Source organism: Streptomyces sp. NPDC046349 (assembly GCF_055587885.1).
Genome location: NZ_JBVJFK010000018.1, coordinates 93,413 through 107,070, shown reverse-complemented (window position 1 = coordinate 107,070; position 13,658 = coordinate 93,413). Strand labels below are relative to the sequence as shown.

At 66.0% G+C, this 13,658-nt stretch carries 5 protein-coding genes and 2 pseudogenes; 2 read left to right on the top strand and 5 right to left on the bottom strand.

The annotated features are described in order from the left end of the window. Positions 1-151 precede the first annotated feature (151 nt). A pseudogene (locus tag ACZ6JS_RS33370) lies at positions 152-307 on the top strand (IS630 family transposase); the annotation flags it as partial. 19 nt (positions 308-326) lie between these two features. On the opposite strand, the gene ACZ6JS_RS33365 reads toward ACZ6JS_RS33370, so the two are convergent. The 3 genes and pseudogenes from ACZ6JS_RS33365 to ACZ6JS_RS33355 all read right to left on the bottom strand — a co-directional run bounded on the left by ACZ6JS_RS33365 (position 327) and on the right by ACZ6JS_RS33355 (position 2,018). Next, the gene (locus tag ACZ6JS_RS33365; protein WP_469303576.1) at positions 327-641 is read right to left on the bottom strand and encodes a hypothetical protein; all 315 of its coding nucleotides are present in this window, start codon (positions 639-641) and stop codon (positions 327-329) included. Between the two features lie 92 nt (positions 642-733). Further along, a pseudogene (locus tag ACZ6JS_RS33360) lies at positions 734-895 on the bottom strand (IS630 family transposase); the annotation flags it as partial. Between the two features lie 682 nt (positions 896-1,577). Then, the gene (locus ACZ6JS_RS33355; protein ID WP_469303574.1) at positions 1,578-2,018 is read right to left on the bottom strand and encodes a hypothetical protein; all 441 of its coding nucleotides are present in this window, start codon (positions 2,016-2,018) and stop codon (positions 1,578-1,580) included. Between the two features lie 138 nt (positions 2,019-2,156). On the opposite strand from ACZ6JS_RS33355, the gene ACZ6JS_RS33350 reads away from it, so the two are divergent. Next, positions 2,157-2,381, top strand: coding sequence for a zeta toxin family protein (locus ACZ6JS_RS33350; protein ID WP_469303572.1), 225 nt, complete (start codon positions 2,157-2,159; stop codon positions 2,379-2,381). 146 nt (positions 2,382-2,527) lie between these two features. Here the strand turns inward: ACZ6JS_RS33350 and ACZ6JS_RS33345 are convergent, their stop codons facing one another. Both ACZ6JS_RS33345 and ACZ6JS_RS33340 read right to left on the bottom strand, forming a co-directional pair. Then, positions 2,528-3,046, bottom strand: a complete 519-nt coding sequence (locus ACZ6JS_RS33345; protein WP_469303571.1) for an SMI1/KNR4 family protein — start codon at positions 3,044-3,046, stop codon at positions 2,528-2,530. A gap of 12 nt (positions 3,047-3,058) precedes the next feature. After that, positions 3,059-13,000, bottom strand: coding sequence for a LamG-like jellyroll fold domain-containing protein (locus tag ACZ6JS_RS33340; RefSeq protein ID WP_469303569.1), 9,942 nt, complete (start codon positions 12,998-13,000; stop codon positions 3,059-3,061). Between the last annotated feature and the right edge of the window lie 658 nt (positions 13,001-13,658).

The following is a 13,658-nucleotide window of genomic DNA, read 5'->3' as shown; positions in this document are numbered from 1 at the left end:
ACGCGGGGTGGCGCACTGGCCGGCCCCACCGCGGGCCAGCTGCGGTTCTCCACGGCCTTGCCGTGCAGCAGGGCCCAGGCCCATGGCTGCCGCATGGTGAGCCCGCGGACCTCCGTGGTCTTGGCGGCGGCCTGGTGTCGGCAGGTGCCGCCACACCGTCCAGAGCCGGGCCCTACACACCTACCTGCGCTGGCGGAATAAGAACGCCCGCCACCCCGACGTCCTGGCCGCCCAACGACGCGAACGCGCCCGCATTCGCAGCGAACGAGGCATCCGCTGGGGCGGACGGCCACTGAAGGCGGCCTGACCCTCCGCGGACGGCAGGGTCACACACTCTCAGCGTCGGCCGGGCGTCGGTGGCCGCAGTCGATCTCGTTGCCGGCGACATCCGTGACATATCCGTGGACGCCGTTGAAATGCACCGTCACCGAACCTGGCCGATAGTCCACCTGGAAGGGCTCGTTGCCGAGCGTCGTCCCAGGCCAGGGATCGCCTTCGGAAGAACCGACCGTCCAAACGACAAAGGTCTCACCCGGACGCAGCCAGTGGTCGCTCCCGTAACACTCCAGGACCAACTCCAACAGCTCAGCACCGTTGTTCCGAACCCGTAGACGTGCCACCGGCGCATCCTGCGCTGTCACTGTTCCTCCATCACCAACCGACCCGCCTGTCGCAGCCGAGTACGCAGGTGTCCTCTCAGCAGAACCAGCGAACCTTTCCGGTCACAGCACTAGACCAGCCGGGCCATGAACGGGACCGCGCTACCTCCAGCCGAGGCCAGCAGCATCATCGTCCGCCGGAACCGCACCGAGCTGGTACTCCCTCGCCGGCCGATGTGCTGGAGTCGCTGCCCCTCCTGCTCGGTCAACCCGCGAACCCGGACCGGTTGCACCATCCCGCCTCCCCACTGCTCCGGGAAGGCATTACCGGCTGGTCCTGCCACAGGACCGGCTGGTGGATGTCCTGGCCTGCAAGGGGCCTCGCAAGAAGTGGCCGCCGACAGAGCTGCTGATGAACTTCAGCACGATGGCCGTCTGGCTTCGCCCGGAGGCGGCGTAGATTCACGGACGTAGTCGGGTGCGATTGGCAGATGTGGAGACCTACTGTGCACCGCCCGAGGCCATTCGAAAGTCGGCCACGAGCTGGTGCGCGTACTCATCCTCCGGACCGAGGCCCTGAACCGCTTCACAGGCCTCCTGGAGCTGGCCCTTCTCGCACAGCAACCTCACAAGGTGATACAGGGCACCACTGTCGCCGGCCTCAGCACGGTGGCGGAGCGCTGTGTCCATCCCCCGCTCGTGAAGCGATCTGTTGAGTCTCCGACGTCCATGGACGTCTGTGACCGCAAGTTCAGTGAGTTGATCGAACCGCTCCGCACGGACGAGCAAATCCATGTGCCACAGGTGATTGTCGTGCGCGTGGAAATCGGCGGAGTAGCACTCGGCACGAGCGCTCGCCAGCGAGATAGCTGGGTCGGAAACAAGGTCGGCAGACACGTCGGAGAGTCTGCCCGACGCGATGTCAGGCATTGGCAGAGATGGCGGTGTCGATGCGACCCCGGCAGCGGACGGTCAGGTTTAGGGCCAGCCGCCGTGGCGCGGCTCCATGTGCTCGCCGAACGGCGGGTCGAACGCCTGCCCGTCGTCGTCGGTCACGATGTAGTCCGGTTCGGTCTTCGAGGCAGCTGCGTGCAACCGGATGAGGAGGTCAGCGGCCGGCATGATCCGTAGTGACAGGGCTGCGGCCACTTGGGCAGCTTCGCTGTCGATGCCGGGGTTGCACTTGGCACGGGACCGTTCAAGGTGTTGAGCGGAGATCTGCATGACCTCCACATCGCCACCGCCCGAAAATGTGAGGCAGTCCCGCCACTCCAGCCCGATGATGATCTCCAGCGCGTCCGCGAGGTCATCGGCGAGCAGCCCAGCTTCCCCTTCGGAACTCGCGAACACCACTGGCCGATGACCGTTCTGCTCAGTGCACAGGAAGTACGCCCCACCGGCGGATTCCCCGGCGATCACCTCCAGTAGCGCACCCGAGGCAAGCTTGAAGCCCTTGCCATAGTGCTTCCGGTGGACGTCGAAGCCGAACGATGACCGCAGCAGCAGATCGATGTCCGGGGTGGTCTGGTCAGGTCAGGCAGATGATCACTTGAGGTCATGGCACGCGAACAGCGCGCCCGTGTTCGACCGCGGCGCGACCCCGCGGATGGCGCCCCACATCCATTAGGGTCAGGCCACGCCTGCCTCGAGCCATCACAAGTCATTCTGAAACCAGCAGTAGCGCAGGAACACCCGGTGGTGGTGTTCGTGGCCGGGCAGGCCGGCAGCGGCAAGACGCTGGTGGTGGACCTGGTGCACGCAGCTCTTGATACGGCTCGATGAACCTCCACTGGACATTGGTGAGTTGCAGACGTGTCGCGACCCCGGTCCTACCGGATTCCACCCCTCGAAGAGGGCAGAACCCGGCAGCTGATCACGACATCACACAGGCCTTAACGGCCAGACCGCACACCGCTGCACCCTGTCGATCAATCCACGGTGTCTCTCGGCGAGTAGAGCGACCTGTTCGTACAATATTCCAAAAGGTTTCGGAAGGTGTGGAAGAAGCGACTACTCCCCTGGCCAGTCCACCAAATCCTTTCAGGCGCAACCAGGGATTCGATCAGGAAAATTCCGTCCGACGCGTCCGCATTTACTGCGATAGGGAAAATCTTTACGGAATCCTCCAGGCCGACATCTTCGGGGACCTCTCCAGAGGAGACCGACTCCGCATATTCGCGAGCGGCGAGAGTTTGGAGAGTCTCAGATTCCCAGTCCGAGCAGCCCAGGACCGACATCGTGAAATAGAGGCCTTCCATCCCGTCGGAAAGGCGTAGAAAGTCGCGAAAGTCCGCATCGAGCACTTGTCCGCAAATCTGCTCCAAGGCAAAAATTTGCCGCTCGGAGGCCGGTGGCCTGAGCGCCGGGAGTCGCCAAACCCGAGTGTCCTCGAAGTAGTCCTCTAGGCACTTTTGAACCGCCCGCGCAACGACGTGACTCAGGTCCATGCCCGCATCTTCCTATGATCTCGATATCTGACAGATTTTATGCTCACCAACGGAAAGGGTACCGGTAACGCGCTCAGTTGTATAAGTTCCTGGATTCCCCTTGACTCCGGCATAGTAGAAGCCGGTGGGCTTGTAGCCTGGAAGGTACTTCTGCGCGTCACCCCCGACCGTACTATTCACTCTCGTATCTTGCTGATGCCAACAATAGGGATTGGACTTTCCTGACCATGTAGTGTCAGGAAGATGTCCGGCAACCTTGCCCAGGGTTCCGTAATCGTATTCAGTTCCTTTCACGTCATCAATGTGAAGGCCCTTGATCTTTTCCGCCACGAAAGCAAGGTCGCGCATTTTACCGGTGGCCGAGTCCAATGTCGGAACCTTCTCAGGCTGCACCCTTCCCGTCGGAGAGAGATATCCCATTTGGGAGTTCAGTGCCGCAATATGATCTTTCAGCTCATCGATCTGATCTTGTGAAGCATTGGATGGCGCGCGGAAGCACACGATCCCCGAGTTTCCTCGATCCGCCTTCTTTACGCCCTTGGCAAGGTGAGTGGTGCAGTTCTCCTGGTCATCAGTGTCCCCCTCTGCCCCACTTCCCGAGCCGGGATCGACTCCAAGTCCCTCATTGGGCAGCGGTTGCTGGTCCGGGGTGAAATTCTCACCTGTGAGGGCGTCCAATACATGGACGGCCCCGATGATCATATTCCAGCCGTCCTTGGGGTTCCATCCGCTGTTGCGGGGGTCCCAGTTGAAGCGGGGAAGGTGTTCGGGGGCTGGCCGGTTGGGGTTCTGGCGGGGCATCGGGGGGCGCGGGGGCTGGGTGCTGACCCTAGGGGCAGTCGTTCCGCGACCCCGGGGTCCGTGAGGACCCCTGGGCGAACTGGGGGAATCGGTTCGGGGGCTCCTGTCGGTGCGCCCCTTGCGCATCTGCTCCTTCTCCCAGCGCAGGTCGCTGTTTGAGGAATAGCTGTACGTGGTGGTATGCGAGCCTGCGGACGAGCTTGAGGTCGAATCGGACCAGTTCCGGGACCACTGGTCCACAGCCACGATGGTGACGCCCGCTGTCGCGGTGATTGCAGTCCCGGCAATAACGGCCTTCCAAATCGCGACACCGCCGAGCACGAGAGGAAACACGTGTCCGCTGGGGTCGGTACCGTTCAGCGGTCCGCCGAAGCCGTAGGAGTAGCGGTTCGCGCGCAGGCCTGACAGCGTGGGGTCCAGCTGCAGGGTGTCACGGCTGGTGAAGCTGCCGATGCCGGGCTGGTACCAACGGGAGGCCATGTTGACCTCGCCCGTGGAGGCGTCCGTCCAGCCCGACTGGAAGCCGAGGGAGGGACTCGTTCCCGAGGATGCCGACACGTTGCCGAAGGCGTCGTAGGCGCGGGAGGAGGAGACCGAGGTGCCGTCCGGGGTAAGGCCGGCGATCAGGTCGGTGTGGCGGTCGGTGACCGCCAGTTGGGCGCTGGCCGGCGTGCCGGTGACGGCTGAGGCCAGCAGGTTGCCACCCGGGGTTCGGGTGTAGGTGGATGTGGCGTCCTTGACCAGGTTGTTGGAGGCGCCGTCGTAGCTGAAGGCGGATCCGTTGTGCGTTATGACCCGGTCGAGGGAGTCGTAGGTGAAGGTGCTGGTGCCGTTGGTGACGGTGCGTTCGAAGGCGTCGGAGTTGATCTGGCGGCTGTTCCCGCCTTCGGTGACCGTCTTCTCGGTTCCGCGGGCGCTGTAGGCGATGGTCTGGCCACCCCAGGTCTCCAGGCGGTTGCGGGAGTCGTAGGCGCCGGTGGTGTTCCCCTTCTTGGTCAGGTTTCCGGCCTTGTCCCACTCGTACGGGGTGGTCGTGCTCCCTGCGGTGGTGGAGGTCATCCGCCCGGCCAGGTCATAGGTGTAGGACTGGGCTCCGGCACCGGCTGTGCCCGTGGCCGTCTTTTTCACCAGGCGGTCGTCGAGGTCGTACTCGTACGCCGTGCCCTGGACCTCGGTCCCGCCGGTCGTGCGGGTCACCGCGTCCTTGGCCAGACGGCCCAGACTGTCGTACGTGTACGAGCGCTTCGCACTGACCGTGTACTGGTCCCCGGTTCCGGGGCGGGCGAACTCGTCGGCGAGCGGACGTCCGGCCGCGTCGTAGGCGCTTCGGAGACGGGTTCCCGTCAACGGGTCCGTGGTCGTGTCGAGCCGGCCGGCTCCGTCGTAGGTGAAGGCCGTCGCGCCCGCTGCGTCCGTGCGGGAGGTCATCATGCCGTCCGCGTCGTAGGCGTAGGACGAGGCGCCGCCCGGACCGGAGGTGGAGAGAAGCTGCCCGCGGTCGTTGTAGGTGTAGGTGTTCCCGGCGAGGACTCCGTCGCCGCCGACGCCGGTCATGCGGCCGGCCAGGTCGTAGGACAGGGTGCGCGGCCGGGTGGCTACGGAGGTCCCGGTGCCGGTCTCGCCGGTGAGGCGGCCGAGCGCGTCATAGCTCTTGGTCCGCTTGACGTTGCCCGGCAGCAGTTCGGTCGTGAGCTGACCGGCCGCGTCGTAGATGTTGGTCCAGGTACGGACGTCGGGGTTCCAGTGTGTGGTGGTGGCCGGCTCGATGGTCGATTCCGGCAGGCCCCAGGAGTTGAAGGTGTAGTGGGTGGTCTTTCCGCGGCCGTCAGTGAGGCGCGTGCGGTGGCCCGCCGCGTCGTAGCCGAAGGTCGTCGTGATCGAGTCCGAGGCTGTGACCGGTTCGGCCTGCGTGGTCATGCGGCCGAGGGCGTCGTAGGTGTAGGTGCGGCGGGCGCCGGTGGCCGATACCGATGCGGTCGGGTTTCCGTCCGCGTCGTACTCGGCCGTCACCGACCTCAGTGGGGTTGCGCCCGTGCCGTAGTCGGTGACCGTGGTGGGTCGGTTCAGGACGTCGTACGCGGTGACCGTGCGGCGGCCGGTGGCGTCCTTGGACTCGGTCTGGCGGCCGAGGCCGTCGTAGACCGCTCGGGTGGCACCGCCGAGCGGGTCGGTGACCGTCAGCGCCTGGCCGGCCATGTTGTACTCGGCCGTGGTCCGGCGGCCGGCCGGGGTGGTAGAAGCTGTCTGGTTGCCGGCGTCGTCCCAGGTGTAGCGGGCGACGAGGTTCTGCAGGGCGGGCTTGCGTTCGACCGTCGTGGCGGTCAGCTTGCGGCCCAGTTCGTCGTAGGTCGCCTCGGTGCGTGCTCCAGTCGGGTCGGTCGTCGAAAGCGGCAGACCGGTCGGCGTCCAGGTGTGGGTGGTGACGCCGCCGCCGGACAGGTCCGTCGACGTGCCGCTGAAGGTGGTGGCGCCCGGGGCTGCCAGCCCCTGCGCGCCGGCCACGGCCGGCTCCGTCGTGCGTATCAGGTTGCCCAGCTGGTCGTAGGCGTAGTAGGTGGCGCGTCCCAGCGGGTCGGTCATGGAGGCGGGGTTGCCCCGCTTGTCGTACGTCGTACGTGCGACGGCCGTGACGGCTGTGGTCGAGCCGGGCGGAGTGTAAGCGGGCAGCGTGACCGCGACGGGGCGGCCCAGCTTGTCGGTCTCGGTACGGGTTACCAGTCCGCGTGTGTCACGCGCTCCGGTGGCTTCGCCAAAGACGTTGTAGCCGTTGAGGGTCTTGGGGTTGACCGCGGTGGCCGTGCCGCCGTTCTCCTCGGCCAGGACCTGCGGGGCGATGGTTTCGACCAGGCGGCCGAGAACGTCATACCGGTGGGTGGTGGTGTGGCCCCGCGGGGTGACCTTGGTCAGCGGCAGGTTGCGCTGGTCGTAGGTGGTGGACGTGACCCGGGTGTCGGTGCCGTCGGTGACGGTCTGCCTGACCGGGTTGCCTGCCGCGTCGTACTGGGTGGTGGTGGTCAGCTTTCTGCCGGCACCGTCGATGGACTGGGCGGTCTCGGTGGCGCGGTCGTCATTGTCGTAGGTGAAGTCCGCAATGCGGTTCAGGCCGTTGGGGTCGAGGACGGCACGGGTGGTCCGACCTGTGGCATCCACGGTGTGCACGCTGGTCCGGCCGCCGGCCTCTGTCCGGCGGGTGAGGTGCCCGGCGCCGTCATAGGTGTTGGCCTCCAGGACGATGTCGCGCTTGGAGCCGTCCGCCTGGGTGACGTTCAGGGCCGTGGTAGTGGCGGGGAGGCCGTCGTCATAGTAGGTCTGGGCAGTGGTGGCGCCCATCGCGTCGGTGATAGAGGCGAGCCGGCCTGCGGGGTCGTACGCGTGGGAGACGAGGACCAGGTCCCGGGGCTGGCCCGACGGGTCGCCCGTCCATCCCTTCAGGACCGATTCGGCCAGCTGGCCGCGCGGAGTGAAGGTGTGCGTGGTGACGTTGCCCTCGGGGTCCGTCTCACGGGTGACCCGGCCCAATGCGTCGTGGCCGAACGACGTCTCGTTGCCCGCTGCATCCGTCACGCTCTCGTTCAGACCCAGCACGTTGTAGCGGTAGGTCGTGGTACGGGCTGCGTCGCCGCCGGTCGTGTCCTCCGTGGTTTCGGTGAGGAGGTTGCTGTCCTCGTCGAAGGTGCGGTTGATGCGGGCAGTGTGGGTGGTGCCGGTGATCTCGTTCTTCACACCCGGGCCGGTCTCAGAGCTGATCCGGGACAGGCCGTTGTAGGTGTAGGTGGTGGTGGCACCGCCCGGGTGGGTGGCAGAGACCTGGGTCTCGGTCACCTTCCTGCCTACACCGTCGTAGGTGTAGTTCGTGACCAGACCGGAGGGAGCGGTGGTCTGGGCGATGTCACCGCTGGCGTAGTACGCGTACTTGGTGGTGGCACCGCCGGGTGTCTTCTGGGTGGCGACAAGGCGGGGCGGGACGGTGCCGCCTCCGACCGCCGGCTCGGTGCCGGTGGTGTAGGTGGTAAGTGTCTGTCGGCCGTCCGCGAGCTGGACGGCGAAGGGCAGTCCGCTGGTGGTGTAGCTGGTTATGGTCCTGTAGCTATTGTCGCTGGGGCCGGTGGAGCGGGCGTCCCGCACTGCGGTGCGCTTGCCGTTACGCGGGTCCAGCAGGTTGTCCTCGTTGAGGAAGTAGCTCGCGTAAGCCGTCCAGCAGGAGTCGGCGTCACGGCAGGTGGTCGTCGAGACGGTGTTGCCGCGCTTGTCGTGGCCGGTGACAGTGGAGTGGCCGTTGGGGTCCGTAACGGTGCGGAGGAAACCGCCGGTGTCGTAGGCGTACGTCGTCACCCCGCCCGCGGCATCCGTTGCGGCCACCTTCCGCTGGCCGCGTACGGCGTCGTAGGTGGTGCTGGTCTTTGCACCGGTCGGGTCGGTTACGGTCACCGTCGCGCCGAGGGTGGATCCACCCGCCCGGCTGCGCGCGTTGTAGTGCCCGGCTACCTGCTCGGCGGTCAGGGGCCGCTGGTAGACGGCAACCTCGTCGATCTGCCCGGTGAAGTAGCTGATGCCGTCACCGGGTGATGAGGGCCAGTACTTGGTGAAGCCGGCACCGATGAAGGTGTACTGCTCCGACTGGTAGCTGTGCGGAGCGCCCGTCCTTGACGCAACCTGCGTGCCGTCGAGGTAGAGGCTCTGGGTGCCGCCGTTGGCATTGAGGACGACGTGGTGCCACTGGCCGTCCGTCACCGGCTCGGGCGAGGCGTTCAGAGCGGCTACGCCCGGCGAGAAGTACTCACCGCGGAGTCTGCCGTCGGCGCCGACGTACAAAGCGGGTGTGTAGGTCCCCGTGCCCGCCGTAGGGTCGGACAGCTGCTTCTGCGTCGAACTGAACAGGACACCGGGCTTGGTGGTGTTGAACCACAGCTCGATGGACAGGCCCGGGGCCGCGCGGTGGGCAGAAGGCAGTTCGGCGTATCCATCGCCGTTGAACTGCAGGGCTGAGCCGTCTCCCACCCCGAAGACCCCGTTCGTGCCGGGGGTGGCCTTGGTGGAGGTTCCGGTTCCCCCGGTGACCGCGACCTTGTTCGCGATCTGGGTGCCGCTCGTCTCATCCAGGCGCCAGAATCCGGCCGGCGCGTCGGCCAGAACCGCACCCCGGTAACGGTCTCCGTCACCGGTGACCAGGCGGGTGCGGGCCTTGTAGTGGTCGGCGACGGTCTGAGCGTTGAGTTCCTTGGTGTAGAAGGCGGCCTCGTCGAGCTGCCCGGAGAAGTACTTGGTGCCGTCGGGCTGGCCGTCCCAGGTGGAACTGGAGTAGCCGGCGCCGAGGTAGGCGTGAGCGAGGGTCTCGGGCGAGACTGCCCCGGCAAGGGATCCGACCTTGGCACCGTCGAGGTACAGGGTCTGGCCGGAGGGGCCGCCGGTGATGACGACGTGGTGCCAGGCGTTGTCGGTCACCGTGCGGGCGCTGGTGATCGGCGAGTCGTACGAGCCGTGCCAAAGGTGGCCGCGCAGTTTGCCCTCGCCGTCGATAAGAAGGCTCGGGTTCCAGTTCTGCGGCTGTACGCCGAGCTCGGTGTTCTGCAGGCCGAGCAGGACGCTGTTCGCCTTGTCGGTGCGGAACCACAGCTCCACGGACAGGGACGTCGCCCCGGTGAGCGATTCACCTGGTACAGAGATCGCTCCGCGATTGCCGTCGAGGGTGATAGAGCCGTCGTCGCCGTCCATGAAGGCTCCGACGCCGCCCAGGGTGACACCGTCGCGGTATGAACCGTCACCGCCGCTGGATATGTCGTTTGCCGCCATGGCTCCGCTGCTCTCGCCCAGGCGCCAGTAGTTGACGGCCCCGCTCGCCCGCACGGCATCGGCGTACGCCTGCGAGCCTGCGCTGTAGGCGGGGGCGGAGATCTGCCAGGTGCCGCCGGTGCTGTCCTTGACCTGGGTGGCACGCTCGGTGTTGCCGTCGTAGAAGACCTCCGCGCCGGTCCGGCCCGAGGGGAGCGTGCTCTTGGTCAGTTTCGCCGTCCCGGTGCGGGCCTCGTAGTGGGACCGAATGGTGCCGGCGTCAAGGGCCCGGTGGTAGATGGCGACCTCGTCCATGAGGCCGGAGTAGTGGCGCACACCCCAAACGTTGGTCCCGTCCCACCCCACGGAGGACTGGCCGGCACCGAGATACGCGAAGGTCTTGTTCGAGTGGTCGACAGGGCCGGTCCGGGTGCCGACCGGCTGGCCGTCCAGGAAGAGCGTCTGGCTGGTGCCGGTACTGGCGAGGACTGCATGGTGCCAGGCGTTGTCGGTGACCGGTCCGGCCGAGGACAACGGATCGTGCCAACCGTCGGACTGTTCGAAGGCGCCCCTGAGCTTGCCCTGGGAGTCGATGGCCAGCACCGGGCTGTAGCGGTAGGTCGGCTCGCCGAGGCGGTTGTTCTGGAAGCCGACCAGCACACCCCCGGGCGTAGTGGTCTTGAACCACGCCTCGACGGTGAGCAGCTTGGAGGGCGCCAATGCGGTCTCGGGCAGTTCGATGTAGGAGTTGGTGCCGTTGAAGGAGGCGGCCTTGTTGTTGGTGGCCGTCAGCGCACCGGTGGCGCCGAAGCCGACGTCCCTGTAGCGGCCAGCGTTGAGGCCGGTACGGGAGACTGCCTCGCTGGCCGCGATCTCACCCTCGGACTCGTTCAGTCGCCAGTAGCCGATCGGAGCGGCGTCGAGCACCAGACTCCGGTACTGGGAGCCGGGCGTATAGGCGTACGTCGTGCAAGCGGTGGGCGAGGTCGGCGGACAGACCTTCACCAAGCGGCCAGCCGTGTAGGAGTAGGTCCAGGTCAATGCGGGGGCGCCGGGGCTGACCGCGTCGGTGGACACTGCGCTGACGTGGTTGCCGCTCCAAGCGAAGGACAAGGAACGGCCCGAGAGGGAGTCGGTGGCCTTGGCGACCTTGCCGTTGGTATGAATCAGTTGCTGTTCACGGCCATAGCCGTCCTTGATCTTCGTCAGCAGGCCGGTCGCGTCGAAGGAGTAGAGTGCGCCGCTCGCGTCCCGCAGCGTCCAACCTCCGCCGTCCACCGCAGCGAGGACACCCATTGAACCGGAAGGCGCACTGAAAGAACCGTCGGAGTTGCGCCCGAAGCGGACCTGGCTGCCGTCGGCGAGCGTGATCACGACGCTGCTATCGGGCTCGGGCTTGGCCCGCATGTCCCAGCGGGTGGCCCAGCCTGCGCCGAAGGCATTGTCAGTCCTGGGGTCCTGCGAGTTGTAGGTGCGTACGACAGCCAGCTCCGGCCCGACGACCGACACGGATGCATCAGTGGCCGCTGTGACGTAGTTGCCAGCACGTTCCCCGAACCCGCGCCCGCTGTCTGCGCCGCCGAGGTGCGAGGTGATCACCGGCTGCGGCACCTGGGTGGTCAGCAGCGAGGGACCCGGGCGTGCCGAGGTGCCTTGTCCGTCGTGGGCGTAGGCGTACCAGGCGTACGTCTTGGACCAGCTCAGCCATTCGGCCGGCACCGTCCAGCTCTGCGAGGACGTGAAGTCGGACTGACGGCAGTTCCTTCGCGTTTCCCGGCCTTCCACCTCGCAGATCTCGAACTGGTAGGTCAGAGCGCTGGGGAAGAGGTCCTGGTCGGCTGCGGCGGCCCACAGGGTAGGTGTCAGGGTGTCACTGACCGTGCCACTCGGAGGATTGGCTCCGGTCAGGTGGGGTGGGATGTTGACCGTGTTGACCTTGACGGCAGCCGCCGGCACCCCCTGTGCGGCGAAGGAGCTGACACCGTATTCGTCCATGGTCCAGGCGATGGTGTACGTCCCGGGTGACAACGGGGCGATCCTGGCGTCGAGGTTTGCTGAACTGCCCGGCGGGACGTCGTGGGGCATGTCCGTCCAACGGATCTTGCTCCAGTAGTCGCCGCCGACTTTGTTCCCTGCTGCGTCGTAGAGGTCGTACCTCAGTTTGAAACTGCTGTTCTTACCCCAGGTCTGCTGGCCTTTATTGGTGACCTTGACCTTGAAGGTGCCCTCGGTCGTCGCCGTCATCGGGGTGGCGAACCCGCCGAGCTCGTAGGTGGCGCCGTACTGGGTCCAGATGACGTCGAGGCTCGGCTTGCCGGTGGTGGTGTCGTCGGAGTCGAAGTGCTTCCATGCTCGGGAGTCCGTGGTGGATGCCTTGACGGCGAGGCCGTAGTTCGGCTTGCGTCCGTGGGTCCAGTCATCCACCAGTTGGCGGCCTTCCGCGCCGAGCGGGATGGATTCCCAGGCAGGGCCGCACGACCACGTATTCGTCCCGAGCGGACGCCATCCATGTGCGAACGACTTGGATGCCAACGCCGGACCGGTGGCGGGGCCCGGCCAGCTCGACGTTGTGCTCTCCGACCAGTTCGAGGTGATGGGGTGCACCGTCACCGGGCGTGCGTCGCACGAGTACGACCACGAGTTGTAGAGCGCCAGGTTCGCCTCGACGATCCATGCATTGCTCAGGCTGCTCTGGACGTTGTCGAAGCGGAGGAAGGAGGCTGCCTTGTTGTCGCCGCCGCTGTGGGTACCGACTTTGAGGTCCGGGCTGTTGGCGAAGTTGGTGTTGTGCTTGGCGTCCACGTACGTGGACGAGGTCGCACGCGCAGACATCGGCGGGTCGACCTTGACAGGGAAGACGCGTTCCGGGGCCGTGAGCCACTTCTCGTCCAGGGTGACCACCAGAACTTGACGGCCGGCGTCCTCGGCAAGCCCGTAGGTGACGCCATTCGAGATGGCACCCTCATGAGATCGCTCACCCAGGTTGGAGTCTTCCATCCATCCGGACGGCATCCAGCCTTGCTGCTTGCCCTGGGCGTCGACGAACGCGACGCCACCCTGTCCGTCCAGCCTGGCCGTCAGACCCGCCAGGGAGAGAGGGAACCGCCACTGGGTGGGAGCATTGCGATCTTTGAGGACCAACACTTCCTTTACCTGGTCACCGCCAGCCACCAACTCGACGTCCGCGGACGGGCGCACCTCGGGGTAGGTGATAGTGCTGCCCTCGACAACGCCCTGTGCGTGCCGGGCACCCTCGATTCCGTATCCCACGGAAAAGGTTTCGTTGATGCCCATGCGCACCAACGGGCTGCCGTCTGCGTACTCCGAGAAGTAGATGAGGTCATCGGTGGAACGCGTCTCCCAGCCTGAGCCGGAAGCAGTCATCGCCTTGATCCCTGCGGAACGCGCGAGCGAAGAATCGATCTGGTGCCAAATTCCATCGGCTGAGAGAAAGTTGACCGGCTCATCGAAGAAGCGTGTGGTGTTCGTGCCGTCGGGGTTGTGGTATGTACGGGCGCGCTCGGCGCGCTCACCGGGCAACTCGACGCTGCGCTTCGCATCGAAGCCGACTGGCGCTGCGACCGCCGGAGAAGCTGCCGGACTGGTTCTCGGCATCTCGGGAGCCGGCCGTCTGCCCAGTTCAGGGTGGCTGACCCCACCGGCGGGCGGAAGCTCGTCCGGAGCCGCCTGCGCACCGCCCCGCCCATCGTTCGCTACGGCTTCGGTCGCCCCGCTGGGAGCATCGTGTCCCAGTCCACGTGCCGATCCCCATACCTGTTTGGGACGTTCACCCGGGGCGGGAACCCTCTTGTCGGCCACCCATCGGACTGCGGCCGTCGCCGCCTGCTCAGTACCGGCCAAGATCGCCATGACGAAAGCCACAGCGAGAACAAGCGAACGCGCAACACGCACAGAGATCCCCCACAAGAAACCTACAAGTGGGGCTATTCCTAGAGGTCTTCACAGACTCTCCGCAATGTCGACACCCAGCGGCAAGGCTGGGCCCACTGGAGCGGCGGCCGAAAAATGCCCCTAAGTCATT